The organism is Alkalimonas amylolytica, assembly GCF_900107845.1.
GTDB classification, from domain to species: domain Bacteria; phylum Pseudomonadota; class Gammaproteobacteria; order Enterobacterales; family Alteromonadaceae; genus Alkalimonas; species Alkalimonas amylolytica.
The window spans coordinates 135536-154344 of sequence record NZ_FNRM01000002.1; the positions used below are offsets into that span (position 1 = coordinate 135536).

The following is an 18809-nucleotide window of genomic DNA, read 5'->3' on the forward strand; positions in this document are numbered from 1 at the left end:
AATAGAAAATGGCCTTTCGGCCATTTTCATGTTTAGTCATGCATAAAGTTTTTTTGCATTATTTATTCTTTGGCCAGAAAAATGCCGCCAATGCTGGTAGAACCAAAATAGCACCCAACATATTAACCAGGAACATAAAGGTTAGCAGGATCCCCATATCGACCTGGAACTTCAGCGCCGAGAATACCCAGGTACTGACACCAATGGCCAGGGTAATCCCAGTAAAGAGCACCGCACTGCCCCGCTCTTTCAGCGCTTCGTAATAGGCTTCACGCATTGGTACCCGATCTTTGAGCATCTGACTCATACTGGAGACAATGTAGATGCCGTAATCCACCCCGATACCGACACCCAATGCAATCACCGGCAAGGTTGATACCGTCAGACCAATCTGTAGCAAGGTCATCAAGGCCATCGCCATGGTCGACACCACAAAGAGTGGCACCACTACTGCCGCTGTCGCCCGGGCAGAGCGGAAGCTGAGCAAACACAGAATAATCACAGCACCGTACACATAGAACATCATTGGCCGCTGGGCAGCAGACACTGCTTCATTGGTCGCTGCCATCACCCCGGCAGGGCCTGATGCCAGCAAAAAGCGGGTATCCTCATCGCCCAGCTCAGAGCCATAATCTTTCGCTGCCTGCACCACACGGGCCAGGGTTTCCGCTTTATGATCTTCCAGAAATAAGATCACCGGCATCACCGAACAATCCCGATTCAGTAAACCACTGCTGGTTTCAACCTGCGCCGATGCTTGTACCAGGCTTTGGGTCGTTCGCGGTAACACCCGCCATTTGACATTGCCTTCGTTGTAACCTGCATTGATGGTTTTCGCCACCGAAGACAGCGAGACAGCAGATTGCACCCCCGGCACATTCAGCATCAACCACTGGAAGTGATCAATCCGCTCCATAATGTCATGATGGGTACAAGCATTAGGGATGGTTTCCACCATGACATTGATGTAATCCACCGATATGGCAAAGCGATCGGTAATCAGGAAGGTATCCTGATTGTAGCGCGAATGCTCATGCAGGGCTGGTGCGCCGGCATGCAAGTCACCAATTTTTAACTGCTGACTTTGAATCATGGCAGCAATAAACAACACGGTGGTGATTAGCAGCACTACAGCAGCCACAGGCTTGGTGGCAACGGCAGATAGCTTGTACCACATGCGATCGGCCGTTGGATTACCCGCTGCAGCCCGCTGCTGGTAAGCCTTACTAAAACGCACATACGACATCAGCACCGGCAACAGGATCAGGTTGGTCAGGATAATCACTGCCACACCCAAACTGGCGGTAATGGCTAATTCACGGATCACGCCAATCTCAATGATCAATAAGGTTAAAAAGCCCACCGTATCGGACAGCAGCGCCACACCACCTGGCACCAGTAGCTTGCGAAAGCTGGCCTGAGCTGCGGTTTTCGCATCCATTCCAGATGCCACCCGTTTGCCGGTGGAGTTGATCATCTGCACACCGTGGCTAACCCCGATGGCAAATACCAAAAACGGTACCAGAATAGACATCGGATCGATGCCAAAGCCGATCACCGACAACAAGCCCATTTGCCAAATCACCGCAATTAAGGAACAAGCAATCGGCAGTACTGTCAGCATCAGCGAGCGTGAGAAGAAGAATACCATCAGGGACGTAATAGCAATGGCGATGGCAAAGAACACCAACACACCTTTGGCGCCGTCGGCAACATCCCCAACCATTTTGGCAAAGCCAATGATATGCACACTGATATCATCACTTTCGAACTGACCGCGGATTTGCTCTTCCAAAGTCGCGGCAAACTGAATGGTATCGAGTCGTTCGTTGGTGGATGGATCAATTTCCAGCAACTGGGCATTGATCATGGCGCAACTGAAATCATCTGCCACCATACGACCCACAATACCGGCTTTCTCGACATTTTCACGGACTCTGGCCAGGCCGCGCTGATCGGGAACAAAGTCGGCGGGAATGACCGGGCCACCAGCAAAACCATCCTCCACCACCTCGACAAAGCGGGTGCTGGGGCTAAACAAAGAACGTACCTGAACCCGGTTCACTCCCGGAATGTAATACAGCTGGTCGTGTGCTTGCCGTAAGGTTTCAAAAAAACCGGCATTAAAAATATTGCCGCTGGCATCACACATGGAGACCAGAATGTTATTGGCCCCCCCAAAATCTTGCTCATGCTGCATGTAGGTTTTCATGTACTCATGCTTGAGCGGTATATTCTTACTAAAGCCTGCATCCAGCTGGATCTGGGTTGCTTTAAACAACAGAAAACACGTTGCCAGGGCAAACACAGCCAACACCGCAATACGGTGGCGGAACAAGGCGTACTCAAATTTATTAACGAATCGATTTAAACTCATGGCTTATTCTGGCTTCTGTTGCACTAACTGACGGATCCCAAGCTCGGTAGCCAGAATCATCTGCTGTTGATAAGGTACAGCATTGACGATAGCACGGCCTTCGGCTTCCGTACGGAAGGTAAAGTTCTGCCCCTGATCGGTGCTCACCGCCCACAGGCCGGCGTTACCGGTTAAATAAATAGCTTCAGGCCGGACAATCACACTGTTGATGGTGGCTTGCGACGCCAGCACCATTTCCTGCCAGCTTTCACCCTCATCCTCAGACAAAAACACATGGCCACGCAGACCAACGGCCAGCCAATGGCCTTCAGTCGTGACCGCTACATCAAACAGGGATCCATGGTAGAAAGGTTCTAATAACTCCCAGTGCTGACCAAAATCATCACTGATGGCAAAAAAACCAGCTTCGCCGACCATCAACAACTGCTCTCCAGCCCGGTAAATACGATTGAAGTGCGGTAAAATAGCCGTCAGCTCAATGGCGTAGAGCTCCGGATCATCGTCTTTTAATTCGAGCAGGTAATCCTGCTCTTCTTCGTCCAGCAACTCCAGATGAAATTCTACCTGCCAGCTGTCACCACCATCACGGGTGCGATACATTAGCCCATAGGCGCCAACAGCAATACCGTGCTGTCGGTTCTCAAACACCACGTCCAGCAGTGGCTTATCCAGCTCGGGTAAAAACTGCTGCAACTGCCAACTGATACCACCGTCCTGGCTATGTACAATGCTGGCATCGTGCCCTACCGCCCAGCCATAATCCGCATCGACAAAATAAACAGCATTCAGGTTAGCACGCACAGGCACTTCGGCTTGTTGCCACTGAGAGCCATTATCACTCCACAAAATATGACCGCGCTCACCAACGGCTATCAGGCGGTTTGAAGGCAGCACCGTAATATCGGTTAACAGCGATTGTGCCGCCAGAGGCGCAATCACAGCAGGCTTTGGCTCCGGCTGCTCTATGGCTGAAGCTACCGGGATGGCGAGCAATAAAATGCCAATCATGCTGGGGATACTGCAGGCAAATTTCATCTGAATTCGTCTCGGTTAGATTGAAAAACGGCTGAGAGACTCAGCCGTTTTGATACGCTTGGTCCGGTCTTAACGAACGCCTTCGCGCCGCAAAGCTGCCGGGGTAAAGTCATTGTCATTCAAAGTGACAGAGAAGTCATACATTACGTCTTCATTATCCAGGCCCAACGCAATGTAACGGCGTGAATTCAGATCGTGATAGACTTCCAGCGTACTCCAGTGGGTTGGAACTTCGTAGTAGTTCAGACCATGCGCCTGGGCAACACGGTACAGATCACCACGGTTGTCGTACAAGTCTGCCACGTGGATCTGCCAGCTGTCTTCATCAATGTAGAACACCCGCTTGCCATACACATGACGCATACCATCTTTCAGTGTAGCTTCCACCACCCAAACCCGATGCAGCTCGTAACGCGTGTGTTCAGGATTAATGTGACCAGGCATCAGAATGTCGCTGTATTTCAGCTCTTTGCTATGCAGCTTGTAGCTGTTGTACGGGATATACATTTCTTTCTTGCCTTTGAGCTCCCAGTTGTAGCGATCCGGTGAACCGTTGAACATATCAAAGTCATCTGTGGTACGCAGACCATCCGAGGCGGTTCCTGGAGCATCGTAAGCCACATTTGGCGCACGACGCACACGGCGCTGCCCGGTATTGTAGGTCCAGGCCTGACGCGGTGTTGCAATCTGGTCCATGGTTTCATGCACCAACAAGGCGGTACCAGCTAAACGAGCTGGCGAGGTAACACTCTGTTTGAATTTAAACAAAATGTTTTCCGCCATCAGGTTCTCAGGCGTCGCATCCGGGTGCGAATACTTGAACATGATTTGCTCGTCAAATCCGATAAAGGTGTAAGCACCTGAAGCCGTTGGTGCAGCCTGACCGCCGTTACGGGTTGCTGCTACACCACGGTAACGCACAATGTGGTTCCAAATTGCCTCTAAACCATTGCTGGGAATGGGGAATGGAATACCAATGGCGGCATTGGCCAGTCCATTACCACCTTCAATCAGTTCGGCCTTGGTGGCAATTGCTTTGGTTGCATCGTAAAAGTACTGTGGAAACGAAGCGGAACGCCGCGTTGGATAGACCGGCATTTTGAAGGTATCCGGATACAGTTCAAACAGCGCGATCTGCCCCGGGCTCAATTTATCACGGTGCTGGTTTAAATTACTGCTGTCGATGACAAACTTGACCTGATCATCAGCAAAGGGATCCGGGTGATGATCACCTGGGGTGTAACCAGCAGGTGGTGTCAGAATACCGCCCGTCCACTCAGGGATAGTCCCTGCGGCATTACCAGCGCGCTCAGCGCCAATAGGCGTAAGATCCTGACCAAGACGAGCAGCTTGCTCCGGCGTAATCTTAGCCAGTGCACTGCAGCTAACAACCATGGCTATTGCACTAGCCAGGAGGGTGAGTTTTTTCATAATCGTTCTCGTCCCTTACTTAAATGGAATACTTAATGTTAAATGACACGAAATCACGGTCTGCCAGGTTGTTGGTGGTGCCTACGCCCCCCCAGAACCAGTTGTAAGACAACTCTGCGGACCAACGATTCAAATAGTCAAAGCCAAGGGTATAGCCCAGCGACTTACGGCCCTGCACAAACATAAAGAGTGGATCAGGGGTAATGCCATTGACATCATGCGCGAAGTTCACGCGATGCGTCATGTTGGTACCAGCAAACACGTTGTTGTACTGGGCCTGAGCGAACACGCGGTAACCCCAGGCTGAAGCCGTTGGAAACGGATTTGGCTCAGGGCCGTCGGATAATGCAGTATGCAGACCTTCGGATGGGCCATTAGCACCAATCAATGGTGCACCACTACGATCGGTATTCGGGCCGTTTAAACGCAATACCTGCTGATCCGGCATGCTGTGTATTTTAATGCCACCAACTTCAGCCAACATGGTGAAGTTGTCAGTACCAAGTACCGGACCAAACAAGTGGGTGAACGTCATTTGCATCTGCGTAGTATCACGCTCGATATAACCTTGAGCCATTGCACCGGGTTGTACTTTATTGCCATCAAAACGGCCGATCTGTGAAATCCCGGCCAACTCAGGGCGCCTCCAGGCTCCATCAGAGTTCGCAAGCTGTTCAGGCATGCCAGCGTATAGAATTTCGACATCATCGATTTGCAATGGTTCGCCTCGACGGTGCGCTATTTCACCAGCAACCGATGTCGTGCCCACTGTCGTGTTAAAACTGAAGCCGTACAACTTGATATCTTCAGGATACTCCAGCAAACCATGCGCAAAAGCTTGCAAGTTCAAGATAGTATCTTTATCTATTTGCCCTGCATTTTGAGCAAGATAGCCAATATCCTGCATAATTGCTGCTTGATTGAAGTTGGAGGCCCTGCCCGAAATGAGTGGTACCCGGCTGTGGTAGTTCATGTAGTAGACAGCAAACTCAGTATCATTCAACTCAGGCGAAAAATATTCAAATTTTACACCATACTGACCGCCATTTTTCGGCTTTAACTCACCGTTGTTGCCATGTGGACGTAGTGCCACCTTGGTAGGATACTGCAAGTACATACCAACAGCTGTCTGAGCACTTATTGCACCAGTGGCAAGCATAGTACTGATATTATTGAGGTTACCTAGAACATGGTATAAATCAATATCCGGGTTACCGGCAAAACCGAGCTGAATATTCTGGTTATGACCACCAGCACCGGCAAAATCATTGGTGGAGAAATAGGTACCAGGAGCTGGCAAGTAACTGCTTTCCCAGCCGTACTGATAAAACACTTCTGCGGACAGGTTGTCAGTAATACCCAACGCCATGGTTAGCATACCAACAGGAATAAAGGCTTCTTTTAAGTCAGCACCCGGGGCGCGTAAAATACCGACATCCACTGGCGTAATGTTGATACCATGCGGGATAAAGGTGCTCTCGCCCCAGCTCAGCACTTGCTGGCCCAAACGCACGGTAAGCGGATTCATGCCGTCATTCAGCGCAAAATTACCGTAGATGTAGGCATCCAACAGCCGAAAGTCACGACAGCTCAGCTCACGGGCCCGTTTGTCATCACAAGGGTTGACCTGCTGCCCGGAAAGAGGGTTGGTGTAGGCATAATTACTGCCGCGCTGAGCAAAGTCGTAAAAATACATAAAGCGGCCAAAGAAGCCGATGTTGTCTTTACGAATGGATAAGTCGTGGGTTCCTTTCAGCATATTACTGAACATATCACCACGGTCAAAGTTCAGGTTACCCGCATCACCATTGCTGGAATAAGCGCCTGGTTGAGCCCAGATATCCTGAGGAGTGTAGATGATGTTGTTGGTGCCGGCATTGTAGCCAGTCCAATCAAAACGTGGATGGTTTACTTTGCTAATCGAGTCCCAGTCACGCTCTGATGTACGCCAGCTGGCACCATAGGAAAACGTCGAATCGAACTGAATATCAACATCCCCTAGCCGGAAGCTGGCAGCTTGGGAGCTGGCAGACATTGCAAGCAATGCTGCAGCTACACCCATTGCCAAAGGCTTTTTATGGAAAAGAATTGGCCTTTTATTCATTTCAGTTTCTCCCCCCCTGTCCCTGCAGGTCATTGTTATTTTTGTATCGACACACTGGCCACTCATCGGAGCTCAGCGCACATGAATAAAATAATTACATCATTTCGGTAGCTTCGCAAGGCTTCTCACCGGCTAAATCTGTTGATTTGTATTTGTTTTTTGCATCACCAAACGATTTTCATCCGGAAAGATACCTTATTAGTTTAATCAGCTTTTGAAAAAACCCAAATCCTGAAACTAAGATAATGATAATTCAGTTGAAATAACACCTGGGAATGAACAGTCGTTTCAAGCTAGCGTTTAAAGCAATAACTCTAACTATTTTTTATTAATTTTATCAACTTACCATCCTTATCCAGCAGGATGGTAAAGAGGCCATGAATACCGTCCTTTTGAATAAAGCGATGAAAGTGTTTCGCTGGGATCTGGATACGCTCACCGCTTTTTGCAGTGACTATAAGATTGCGGTAATGGCCCTGATAATAACCAAGGCACTCCTCCGCAGATAGGTGCAAAAAGAACTGATACAGCGCCACCGAGCGATCCTTACTCGTTTGCTAAGGCTTTGCTGACTTTCTCATAGAGATCATCACTGATGCCCTGCTGAGAAGACAATCGATGCAGGGCTTCTTTCATTAATGCCTGGCGCTTTGAATCGAAACGCTGCCAGGATAACAACGGTGTCACTAACCGAGCCGCAACCTGAGGATTGATGGGGTCCAGTTTCAATAAGGTGTCAGTCAGGAGTTGATAACCACGACCATCCAACCGGTGAAACTGTCCAGGGTTTTGCATCGCAAAAGCATGAAATACCGCCCGAACCCGGTTGGGGTTCTGCCAGCTGAACTTTGGGTGTTGACAAAGTAATGAGATTTGCTCGAATACTGCAATGGTTGGATTGGCTGCATGCAAACTAAACCACTTATCCAACACCAATACATCATGCTGCCACTCATTGGCAAATTGCTGCATCAAGCTCAAGAAAGCCGGGTGTGAACTATTTAGACAGGCTTTGAGTACCGCCAGCTTATCTGTCATGTTGTTTGCCGCACCGTATTGCTGCTGCAACAAAGATTCACTGGATTGGCCTTGGACCGCCAAATAATCCAGGCAACGGTTTTTCAACGCCCGCAGCCCCACATTTGCTTCATTGTAATCGACAGCAGCTGCGCTGTGCTGCTGATAGCAGCTCTGCAGCTCAGGCGCTAAGCGTTGACAGATTTGTTGGCGGAAGCTATCAATTGCGCTCAGAATCGCATGAACAGGTATTTGCTGAAAACTTTCAGCAAATACGCCGTAATCCGGTACTTTTAACAGCTCTGCTGTTAATGCTTTATCGTCCAGAGGTTGACTTAACAGCTGCTGATAAAGCTCGAATAGAGCATCAGGCAGCACAAAATCACTCGCTTGCTCCATCGTTTGCTGCAACCAAAGCAACCAACAGGATTGCAAAGCATCCCAACGGGCAAAGCCATTGGCTGCCTCTTTTGCAATGCGCAGTAGCTCCTGCTCAGTATAATCATGCTTTAAACGTACTGGTGCAGAAAAGTCTTCCAGAAGTACAGGTAAAGCTTGGGCTGATACACCATCAAATACCAAGGTATCACTGGATTTCTGCATCACAAAGAGCCCTGACGGGCTGCAAGTTGTATCCAGCAACTGGTAGCGGACGGGTAGGACCAGAGCAGCTTTATCCGATTGATCGGCCGTAGCCGGCGTCTGCTGGCTCAGTCGCAATGTCAGCCGTTGGTTCGGGGCATCATAATGCCGCTGAACAGTAAGCTCTGGCGTACCCGACTGTTGATACCAAAGCCGAAAGGCGGTTAAATCGTAGTGATTAGCATCCTGCATCGCCTGTACGAAGTCATCGCAGGTCACAGCCTGGCCGTCATGACGCTGAAAGTACAAACGCATGCCAGCCTGAAAGCCTGCCTCCCCCAAAAGGGTATGCAGCATACGAATCACTTCGGCACCTTTATCGTACACAGTCACAGTGTAGAAATTATTCATCTCCATCACTTGCTGTGGCCGGATCGGGTGCGCCATCGGGCTGGCATCTTCGGCAAACTGGGCGGTGCGGATTACCTGAACCGCATGGATGCGATTGACTGTGGCCGAACCCATATCGCGGCTAAACTCTTGATCGCGAAACACCGTAAGCCCTTCTTTTAAGCTTAGCTGAAACCAATCACGGCAAGTAACCCGGTTGCCGGTCCAGTTGTGAAAGTACTCATGGCCAATAATCGACTCAACATTAAAGAAGTCGGTATCGGTGGCGGTATCCTGACTAACCAGCACATACTTACTGTTAAATACATTCAGGCCTTTGTTTTCCATGGCGCCCATATTGAAGAAATCAACCGCCACCACCATGTATCTATCCAGATCGTATTCCAGTCCGAAGCGTTGCTCATCCCATTGCATGGAGCGCTTTAATGCATCGAGTGCAAAAGCCGCTTTGCCGCTCTGGCCTTTTTCTACGAAAAAATCCAGCCCAACAAGGCGACCGGATCGGGTTAGATACTCTCCTCGTAGCAGATCAAAATCACCTGCCACTAAAGCAAATAAATAGCTGGGCTTTGGAAAAGGATCCTGCCAGCAGACCAGCTTCTGACCATTTGACAAGGGGCGCTCTTCCACCTTATTACCATTGGATAATAAATAGGGGAAATGGGCAGCATCCGCGATGATAGTGGTGCTAAACACTGACAGCACATCAGGCCTGTCCAGGTAATAGGTAATGCGCCGGAACCCCTCTGCTTCACACTGTGTGCAAAAGCTGCCATTGGCAAAATACAAACCTTCGAGAGCCGTGTTGGCCTGAGGGTTAATCTGTGTCTTGATGGTCAGACGGAAGTTATTCTCTGATACTTTCAGGCGCAGCTGATGACCACGGCAGTCGAATTGATCATCTGCCATCAGACTATCGTTGTAGTGCAAGGACAACAGCTGCAACTGCTGACCATCCAGACACAACTCACTGACTTGTGGGTCTAATCGACGCAGTTCAAGCACTGCAGTAACCACTGTCTTGTCGACATCCAGTTCAAAAGTGAGATCGGTACGGTCAATAGCAAAGTCGGGTGGCTGATAATCAGACAGACGTTTCACAGAACGATTCAGGGTTTCTGCAGACATAGCAACTCCGGTAGCAGGTTTTCAACAGCTTTTTCTGAGTATAACGTGAAACAGCCTGAGCAGGACTCAGGCTGTTGGTGTCAAGACTTTAAATGCAACTCTTGCTGCACACTGTCTGGCGGTGTCAGCTTCAGGATTTTAATGCCACAGTAAGCATAAATTACCGCCAGAACTGGATTAATCAGGTTAAAGAATGCATAGATAAAGTAATCAAGCGGGTTAACATTCAGCACGCCGTGCATATAAGCACCACAAGTGTTCCAGGGAATGAGTGGGCTGGTGATGGTACCACCATCCTCCAGTGTGCGGGATAAATTCACTGGTGCCAGACCTCGACGCTCGTATTCTTCTTTATACATGCGACCAGGCATGACAATTGCCATGTACTGATCGGCAGTCAGAATATTGGTGGCGATACAGGTCGCTATGGTACTGGTAATAAGGGATCCGGTACTGTGGGCTGCTTTTAAAATCGATTGTACAAACTTACGCAGCAGACCAATTTTCTCTATCACTGCACCGAACATCATCGCAGCAAAAATTAACCAAACCGTATTCAACATACTGGACATGCCGCCACCGCTGAGTAGACTGTTTAAATCATCGGAGCCGGTTTCAACAGCAAAACCATCAAACAAGGTGGCCCATACCAGTTTAAAGCTGCCAATAGTCGCGCCTAAATCTTGCTCCATCAAATGTTGCATCAGCTCGCGCTGGAACAACAAAGCCCAGACCCCACCCAGCAGAGCACCAATAAAGACCGTAGGAAAGGCAGGTACTTTTTTAATCGCCATGGCCAGTAGCACAAACAGCGGGATCAAGGTCCAGAAGCTGATGGCAAAATGCTGCTGCAGCGTATTGCTGATTAAGTCAATGTGCACCGCATCGGCCGTGGCAGAGCTGTTCAGACCAATGATGGTAAAGAGTACCAAAGCTAACAAAATACTTGGCACTGTCGTCCACAGCATATGGCGAATATGCGCAAATAACTCGGCACCAGCCACCGCAGGTGCCAGATTGGTGGTTTCGCTCAGCGGCGAAATTTTATCACCAAAATAGGCCCCCGAAATAATAGCTCCTGCAGTAATAGCTGGCGACAAACCTAAACCGGCGGCAACCCCAATCAAAGCAACCCCTATGGTGGCCGCCGTCGTCCAGGAGCTGCCGATGCTCATGGCGACAATGCCACACAAGATACAACTCGCCGCATAAAACCAGCTCGGGCTCAGTAGTTGCATGCCATAGTAAATCAGCGTGGGGACTGTCCCTGCCAATAACCAGGTGCCAATCAAAGCACCGACCGCCAATAAGATAAGTACTGCACCAAGTGACAGCGAAATACCTTTGATCATGGCCTGCTCAATGTCCCGCCAGCGAAACCCATTTTTCAGGCCTATAACCACAGCGACGGCAGCGGCAATAAACAAGGCAATTTGATTCGGCCCATAGGACGAGTCATCACCAAACAAGATGACGGAACTAGACAGCAACGTAATCAGTACCAGGATCGGCAGCAGTGCATCAAGAAAACTAGGTTCTTTTGTTTTTGTTGTCATGCGAAATCCTATAAACCAAGCAAGCGCAGTATTCGATCAAGTACGCCTATCAAATGCAAAAAAACAATGGCAACAGCGACCGGCGTAAACCAGCGAATAGCAAAACGCCAAATGCCATACATCAGAGCCGATGTTTGCAGCTCTTCCTCGGTGCTTTTTTTCTTCATTACCCAGCCGGTAAAGACCGCGATGACCAGGCCACCAAGCGGCAACATGATGGCGGAGGTCAGGTAGTCGACAGCTTCGAAGAAGCTGGTAATTGATTTGCCAAACACAGTGAGCTCAAAGGTTGCCCAAGAGGCACCTGAGAACGAGAAAACAGTAAGTAAACCTAGCAGCCACAGGGAGCCCCCAGTCGCAGCGGTTGCGGTGAAACGGCTCAAACCTTTGCGTTCGACCAGCCAGGCTACGGTGGACTCGATCATGGCAATGGCTGAGGTAAAGGCAGCAAACACCAACATGACAAAAAACAAAGTGCCAAAGAAAGTACCAAAAGGCATGGAACCAAAGGCAATCGGCAAGGTAACAAAAATCAGCCCAGGACCTTCAGCAGGCGTCAGACCATACTGGAATACCAAGGGGTAAATAGCCAAACCTGCCAGCATAGCAACCGCAGTATCCACCAAGGCTATCAGCATTGAGGTTTTAGCAATGGAAACATTGGACGGCAGGTAAGCGCCGTAAATAATCATGGCGCCGGAAGCCAGGCTCAGGGTAAAGAAAGCATGGCCCAATGCCAGCAAAACCCCATTGATGGTCAGTTTAGAGAAATCTGGCGTAAACATAAAGGCGATAGCTTCGCCAAAAGCACCATTGGTAGCCGAATAAATCGCCATAATGCCCAACAGCACAAACAAGCTTGGCATCAGGAAGTTAACGGCTTTTTCCAGCCCTTTGTGTACGCCGCGGCCAACAACATAAACGGTAACAAACAAAATCACTGCAGACCAGGCCATTAAGATCCAGGGATTGGCTAAATGAGCAGCAAATTGAGCCCCGATGGCTTCAGCGCCAGCGCCCTGAAAGTCCCCGCGCGCTGTTTTAATGACATACGCCATCGCCCAACCGGCAACCACCGCGTAAAAGGATAAAATAAGATAACTGGCGACCAAACCGCTCCAGCCGGCGATTTGCCAGCGAGGGCTGGCACTGGCTTCCTGTGCCAGGGTTTTCACGGAAAGACCCGGGCTTTGCCGGCCGCGACGACCAATCAGCACTTCCGACATCATCACTGGAATACCGATCAGTACAATACACAACAGATAAACCAGGACGAAGGCACCACCGCCATTCTCGCCCATGATATAAGGAAACTTCCAGATATTACCTAAACCGACAGCTGCCCCGGTCGCTGCAAGAATAAACGCAAATCGACCGGACCACATGCCATGAACGGATTCACGTGCTCCCGACATAAAACCAACCCTATTATTATTTATTGTAATCGTTATATAGAAAAGGCTGGCGATTTTTATCGCCAGCCTGTCACGCCCTGGTTATTGTTTCGCGTAACGCCCCAACTGAAGAAAGTCAGCCGTAATCAGTACGGTTTCTTCCAACAGGGGATCCAGCTCACTGAGGATGTCTGGCAAATCATCTGCATCCTCGACAGCCTCTTTCCCCAGCAATGCCAAACGCGCATTGGCACGGGCCAATTGACGCTGTTCGCGCTCTTCACGCTGTTGCAGTCGCTCGGTTTTTACCAGCGAGACAAATTTTTCATCTCGCTGACGGCGATACTCTTCGATATCATCCTGCAGATAGGCGAACTCTGGATTTTGTGACACACGATTTTGATGGCGCTGCAACAACAGTGGTATATGTGGCTCCAGGCTATCCAACCGCTGATAAGACGCCGCTGGAATGGAGTCCCATGGCAACGCATTTTCTTCACGGCTTTCACCCCAGTCTTCCGGATCAATCGGTGATGGGAAAGAAATATCTGGGATTACACCGCGATGCTGGGTGCTACCGCCGTCAATGCGGTAGAACTTAGCAATGGTGTACTGCACGCTACCCAGACTATTTTCAAACATATCGTAGATGCGCCCCAAGCCACGATGTTGCTGCACGGTACCTTTACCAAAAGTCTGCTCACCAACCACCAAAGCTCGGCCATAATCCTGCATCGCTGCCGCAAAAATTTCGGATGCCGAAGCACTGAAGCGATCTACCAGCACGGTGAGCGGACCATCGTAATAACTAACACCATCGCGATCCTGACTGACTGAAATGCGGCCAGAGCCTTCACGGATTTGTACCACCGGGCCACGATCTATAAAGAGACCGGTGAGTAAGGTAGCTTCTTGCAGCGAACCGCCACCATTACCACGTAAGTCGATGATGATCGCATCAACCTTTTCTTCCTGCAGCTTCGCCAGTTCTTTTTTCACATCTTCAGACAGGTTGTTGTAAAAACCCGGGATGGTAATCACACCAATACGCTTATCCAGTTCCGATAGCATAGGCTCGAAGACTTCACCTTTAGCGGCACGGTCCTCCAAACGGATTTTATCGCGCACAATGGAGACCACATTGGTAGTACCGGATACCATGGAGCCGCCAGTTTGCACCTGTAAACGGACAGTACTGCCTTTGGGGCCTTTAATCAGTTCCACCACATCATCCAGTCGCCAGCCCACCACATCGACAAACTCTTCATCGTCCTGAGCAACGCCAATAACCCGATCTTTCGGCTTGAGCTGCTGGGTTAAATCGGCCGGCCCACCAGGAACCAGGCTTTGAATCACCGTGTAGTCGTCTTCAGCACGCAAAACGGCACCAATGCCCTCCAAGGATAAATTCATATCCTGCTGGAAACGCTCGGCATTGCGCGGTGACAAGTAGGAGGTATGAGCTTCTATGCTACGACCATAGGCATTCATGATGAGCTGAAACACATCTTCGTTGTTGGTTTGCTTTAGACGGTTACGTGCATTGCTGTAACGCCGTTGCAGCAACTCTTTGGCTTCTTCCTGGGTTTTGCCCGTCAACTTCAGGTTCAGCGTATCAAATTTAACCCGCTGACGCCAAAGCTCATCTAGCTCGGCCTGAGTTGCTGGCCAGTCAGCATCTTCCCTGTCGTAGAAATACTGATCTTCCTGTTCAAAATCAAACTCGGTTTCCAGCAATTGCAAGGCAAATCCAAAGCGCTCGTATCGGCGTTGCATGCTGGTATTGAACATATCAAAAGCGAACGCCAAGTTTCCCCGATTCAAGGCGTCACTGAACTGGTGACGATGACGGGCGAACTGATCGACGTCGGATTGCAACAAGATGGTTTTATTGAAATCCAGACTTTTTAAGAAACGTTCAAATACGCGCTCCGAAAAAGCCTGATCCAGTTGTACCGGTGCATAATGACCACGGGTAAAGAGAGCTGAAATACGCTTACTGGCAGTCGCATGCTGTGACTCTTGAGTAAGCACAGGAAGCTCAGTAGGCTCCTTAGCACTTTGTTCCCCGGCCCATAATGGAGCTAGACAAAGGGTGAAAGCCAACAGTAAAGCAACGGATTGTTTCATAATACTCTCATCTGCTAAGCCGTGATCGCTAACAACTTTTTATCGCTAACAACTTAAGCCTGTTGAAACAGACTATCACGACTGGTTTTTATAACCATACCGGATTGCAGCTGCACCGTCACCTCGTTGCGGGCGACTTCAACCACAGTAGCGGACATCGGTGCCTGACCAAGCCGGACTAAAACACTACTACCAACTTTCAGTGCGGTTTCCGAGACAGGTGCAAGTGGCGCCTGATCCTTACTTTGTACCGCAGCGGCTGGATTTTGGTTTACTTTAGATTTTAGTTCCTGGGGATTAGAACGGCCAGAGGGCTTTTTGTTCATAACCTTTTTATTTGGGGTATTCGTCGCCTTTTGCCCAGCTTTGCGGCCTTCCTTGTTTGCTTTGTCTGCCTGCGCTGCTTTGGCACGTTGTTTACGCAGTTCAGCTGCCTTAGCTTTACTTTCGGCCAGTGTTTGGGCGGCATGGTCCGCTTGTTGCTGATCGATTTTCTCAACCTCGTTACCGGTTAAGTCGACACGAATTGCATCTGGTTTGATCGACTCCAAATAGCGCCAACTCGAGGTATAGACCCGCAACGCCTGACGTAATTGAGTTTTACTGATCGGGCTTTGCTCAGTGATTGCAGCTGCTAAATCCTGAAAAATACCTATTTTTAGTGGCTTGGCGGCACCTGCAGAAGAAAAGCAGTCAGGGTATTCGGATGCCAGGTAAGCAATCACCTCTTTGACCGACGCTGGTTTATTCGGCGCAGCGGTCGCTGCAACGCTATCTGTCACTGTTTCATTGCTGCTTGCTGGTGCCATATTGTTGCTGGTATCTGGCTCAACAGTTGCAGACGCTTTTTCAGCTACTTCAGTATTCGGGGTTGTCATGCACAATTACTCTTCATATTCATATTCATATTCATCATCTTCATCTTCATCTGACGGCTCAGGTTCGGCTGCCAGTTGATTTTCTACAAAGGCTATGGACCAGTCAATCAGCTCCTCTTCGCTGGCCTCCAGCACTAAAGAGTCAGCAGATAACTGTTGCCACAGCTGACTTAACAATAATTCCACTTCGCTAGTGGCCGTATCGTCCGGAATCACCGACCAGACCGCATGATAGATAGCATTCATCTGATCTGCGACCTGTTCTTCTTCACCATCCCAGTCACCCACATCACGAGAACTAAACAAATAGTCCTGCACTTCCATCAGGGCTTTCATACCAGACTTTGCTCAAGCAGCCGAACGAGTTGCTCCAGGGCGGACTGGTCCTCTGCTCCGAAACGGTTGAGCACCGGGCTATCAATATCCAGTACCGCAATAATGCGGTCAGCGGAACGAACCGGTATAACCAACTCAGACTCACTGGCCGCATCGCAGGCGATATGGCCTGGGAAAGCATGCACATCAGCAATACACTGGGTTTCGCCCGTCGCCACTGCGGTACCACACACGCCCTTACCTACTGGGATACGGACGCAGGCAACCTGTCCCTGAAAAGGCCCAAGTACCAGCTCGCCTTCACGCATAATATAAAAGCCAGCCCAGTTCAGCTCAGGCACGCTGTTATAAATCAAAGCGCTCAGGTTTGCCATTTTGGCAATTAAATCAGGTTCATCTTGGACAAGGGCAGCGGCCTGCTGCAACAGCAGTGGGTAAAGATCGGTATCGAATGAACTCATGCTTCGTTTCTAAGAGGCTTCAAAGCCCTAACATTACTTGGTTTGGACGAAAAATTAAACCATTTCTTTACCAAAAGACTGAATTGCCGCCTCTGCTGCAGAGAAAACAACCAGACCGGCACTAAATCCACTCAGCTACTCTTTTTGCCACTGCTTCGGGTTTGCCGGGTAATAGCGGGTCGGCTGCATGGTCTGATGCTTAAAAAAGCGGGTATCTTTGTGCGGCAGCTTCATAAAGCCACCTACTCCCTCACCAGTGATTTGTGGCACCTTGCACAAAATACTGGCCAGTAAGCCGGCAAACTCATTCTCTTTGGTTACATCCAATAGGCGATAATAGCTGTGAATTTTCATATACAGCGGCGTTACCTCAAAAATCAGGCAGCCGGTATGACGAATAAGGTTTAAGCGTGCAATGTCATCCATAATGTTGTCCGGCAGAATCAGCTGCTCATCCGGATCCTTGCCATCTTCAAAGTAAGAATGTTGTTTACTGGACGCATCGCTGCTTAGTACCGGTGCAATTCGATAAGGAATCATGGCATCTTCTGGCGGTACAAAAGGCTGGTCCAGGCTATCCCGGCTGATATGGATGGTATTGCGGGCGTTGAACAAGCAGGCTTTGAAAATACCAACCCGACCAATGGCCTGCGCCAGCTGGACGACATTGTTCACCGCCAGTGCAAAGGAGCGTATCAAGCTATCGTCGTACAAGTTCAGACTGGAGTCGATGTAGACGCCTTTGGGCTGCCAGTGAATGGCCAGGCCACCAACCACCGGGTACCGCGCCAACCGGCTGACTGCGGCAATAAAGGCTTTTTCAGTATCGCCCATGCCTTCTAAGTAGTTTTTGTAATAACGTTCTAGCTGAGCATCATCGACAAAGCCAATGCCATCTTCCACACTGTGCTCACGCAAAAAAGACTTGCGCGATGAATACACCACCGTATCCAAGTCATGACGAACAGGGCTTACCCAAACCGGTAGCAAAGGCTGATCATCGAACAGTGGCAACTCCGGCAACACCAGTTGCTTCAGCCGTGGCATCTGCTGCAAAAAATAATCACCAGCCTGACGACGCAACATGGCATCCTCGGATAACAGAGAATCCAACATGGTCGCAAAGGCCTGCGGCAACCCAAGGCTGCGTGCCGGTATGGCTTTAAAGCCAAAACGACAAGACTGGCCCGAGGCAAGTGCATACAGAGTGCTTGCCACGCCCTGCTCGTCAAAACGCGGGCTGGATAAGGCACCGTTTCGTTGCTCGGGGCCAATAAAATAGACATCCCCTAAACGGGCATTGGAGTGCTGCAAATCGGCCGACATCAGTCCCATCACATCGTTGCTGATAAACTGGCCCTGCTCGTCGGTTTGTGCAAACACCGATGACCCCCAATCGACCAAACTGATTTGCTCAGTTTCCATGTCGAATACAAGATTGGACGGTTTGATATCGCCATGCACGATAGGCGCCGGTAAACCATCTTTTTTATGCTGACGCAGCAGTTGCAACAGCTCCGCTAAGTGTCCGGCTAGCTTGATCAGCAAACGGGCTGACAGACGGCCATGCCGCAAGCTGAACTGTTCTAAATCGATGCCCTTGGCCCGGCCCATCATCAAAATACCCTGCTTTTTAATCAGCTGGTAAGTAATGTAGCGCGGTATCGCCGGGTGTTGCACTTGCGACAACATATAGGCCTCATCGGCCAACCGCTCCTGAATATGCAGTGGCAAAGTAATGCGGGAAAACTTAAATACACACTGCTCGCCCTGCAGGCTGACCCCGGCAAAAGCAAAACCATAAGCTCCCTTGCCTATCAACTCAATCTGCTGATAGCCAAGCTTTTCCAGCTCGGAAATACAGAGCGCCACCCATTCTTTTAATTTGCGGGCGTCGTTGGCATTGAGCAGGTAAAACGACTGCTCTTCCGGAATATAAAAGTTGCGCAGTTGGTGTTTATACATCATG

General features: G+C 49.7%; 13 protein-coding genes. All 13 read right to left on the bottom strand.

Going from position 1 to position 18809, the window contains the following annotated elements:
* Positions 1–58: 58 nt before the first annotated feature.
* Positions 59–2377 (bottom strand): efflux RND transporter permease subunit, encoded by a 2319-nt coding sequence (locus tag BLW37_RS04080; protein ID WP_091339965.1) that lies wholly within the window; start codon positions 2375–2377, stop codon positions 59–61.
* A gap of 3 nt (positions 2378–2380) precedes the next feature.
* Positions 2381–3412: a WD40/YVTN/BNR-like repeat-containing protein gene (locus tag BLW37_RS04085; RefSeq protein ID WP_091339969.1), complete on the bottom strand. Its 1032-nt coding sequence runs from the start codon at positions 3410–3412 to the stop codon at positions 2381–2383.
* Between the two features lie 69 nt (positions 3413–3481).
* On the bottom strand, positions 3482–4843 hold the full coding sequence (locus BLW37_RS04090; protein WP_091339973.1) for a DUF1329 domain-containing protein: 1362 nt from the start codon (positions 4841–4843) through the stop codon (positions 3482–3484).
* 19 nt (positions 4844–4862) lie between these two features.
* On the bottom strand, positions 4863–6947 hold the full coding sequence (locus BLW37_RS04095; RefSeq protein ID WP_091339976.1) for a DUF1302 domain-containing protein: 2085 nt from the start codon (positions 6945–6947) through the stop codon (positions 4863–4865).
* Positions 6948–7261: 314 nt separating this feature from the next.
* Positions 7262–7483 (bottom strand): DUF2835 family protein, encoded by a 222-nt coding sequence (locus BLW37_RS04100; RefSeq protein ID WP_091339979.1) that lies wholly within the window; start codon positions 7481–7483, stop codon positions 7262–7264.
* A gap of 10 nt (positions 7484–7493) precedes the next feature.
* Positions 7494–10085, bottom strand: a complete 2592-nt coding sequence (gene pepN, locus BLW37_RS04105) for an aminopeptidase N (RefSeq protein ID WP_091339982.1) — start codon at positions 10083–10085, stop codon at positions 7494–7496.
* A gap of 80 nt (positions 10086–10165) precedes the next feature.
* The gene (gene nhaC / locus BLW37_RS04110; RefSeq protein ID WP_091339985.1) at positions 10166–11641 is read right to left on the bottom strand and encodes a Na+/H+ antiporter NhaC; all 1476 of its coding nucleotides are present in this window, start codon (positions 11639–11641) and stop codon (positions 10166–10168) included.
* An 8-nt stretch (positions 11642–11649) separates the two neighbouring features.
* The gene (locus BLW37_RS04115; protein WP_091339988.1) at positions 11650–13056 is read right to left on the bottom strand and encodes a sodium-dependent transporter; all 1407 of its coding nucleotides are present in this window, start codon (positions 13054–13056) and stop codon (positions 11650–11652) included.
* Between the two features lie 81 nt (positions 13057–13137).
* Positions 13138–15165: a carboxy terminal-processing peptidase gene (prc, locus tag BLW37_RS04120; RefSeq protein WP_091339991.1), complete on the bottom strand. Its 2028-nt coding sequence runs from the start codon at positions 15163–15165 to the stop codon at positions 13138–13140.
* Between the two features lie 53 nt (positions 15166–15218).
* A complete protein-coding gene (proQ, locus tag BLW37_RS04125) occupies positions 15219–16043 on the bottom strand; it encodes an RNA chaperone ProQ (RefSeq protein WP_245785609.1) in 825 nt (274 codons plus the stop codon).
* A 6-nt stretch (positions 16044–16049) separates the two neighbouring features.
* Complete coding sequence (locus tag BLW37_RS04130; protein WP_091339993.1) at positions 16050–16379, bottom strand: hypothetical protein; 330 nt, start codon at positions 16377–16379, stop codon at positions 16050–16052.
* Positions 16376–16840, bottom strand: a complete 465-nt coding sequence (locus BLW37_RS04135) for a GAF domain-containing protein (protein ID WP_091339995.1) — start codon at positions 16838–16840, stop codon at positions 16376–16378. Before BLW37_RS04135 ends, BLW37_RS04130 begins: the two co-directional genes overlap by 4 nt.
* Before the next feature lie 135 nt (positions 16841–16975).
* Positions 16976–18808, bottom strand: a complete 1833-nt coding sequence (locus tag BLW37_RS04140) for a protein kinase domain-containing protein (RefSeq protein WP_425426599.1) — start codon at positions 18806–18808, stop codon at positions 16976–16978.
* Position 18809 lies beyond the last annotated feature (1 nt).

Coding starts and splice junctions, on each gene's coding strand:
- BLW37_RS04080 (WP_091339965.1), bottom strand. CDS start 2,377: ATGAGTTTAAATCGATTCGTTAATAAATTTGAGTACGCCTTGTTCCGC.
- BLW37_RS04115 (WP_091339988.1), bottom strand. CDS start 13,056: ATGTCGGGAGCACGTGAATCCGTTCATGGCATGTGGTCCGGTCGATTT.
- BLW37_RS04135 (WP_091339995.1), bottom strand. CDS start 16,840: ATGAGTTCATTCGATACCGATCTTTACCCACTGCTGTTGCAGCAGGCC.
- BLW37_RS04140 (WP_425426599.1), bottom strand. CDS start 18,808: ATGATGTATAAACACCAACTGCGCAACTTTTATATTCCGGAAGAGCAG.
- BLW37_RS04095 (WP_091339976.1), bottom strand. CDS start 6,947: ATGAATAAAAGGCCAATTCTTTTCCATAAAAAGCCTTTGGCAATGGGT.
- pepN (WP_091339982.1), bottom strand. CDS start 10,085: ATGTCTGCAGAAACCCTGAATCGTTCTGTGAAACGTCTGTCTGATTAT.
- nhaC (WP_091339985.1), bottom strand. CDS start 11,641: ATGACAACAAAAACAAAAGAACCTAGTTTTCTTGATGCACTGCTGCCG.
- BLW37_RS04085 (WP_091339969.1), bottom strand. CDS start 3,412: ATGAAATTTGCCTGCAGTATCCCCAGCATGATTGGCATTTTATTGCTC.
- proQ (WP_245785609.1), bottom strand. CDS start 16,043: ATGACAACCCCGAATACTGAAGTAGCTGAAAAAGCGTCTGCAACTGTT.
- BLW37_RS04130 (WP_091339993.1), bottom strand. CDS start 16,379: ATGAAAGCCCTGATGGAAGTGCAGGACTATTTGTTTAGTTCTCGTGAT.
- prc (WP_091339991.1), bottom strand. CDS start 15,165: ATGAAACAATCCGTTGCTTTACTGTTGGCTTTCACCCTTTGTCTAGCT.
- BLW37_RS04090 (WP_091339973.1), bottom strand. CDS start 4,843: ATGAAAAAACTCACCCTCCTGGCTAGTGCAATAGCCATGGTTGTTAGC.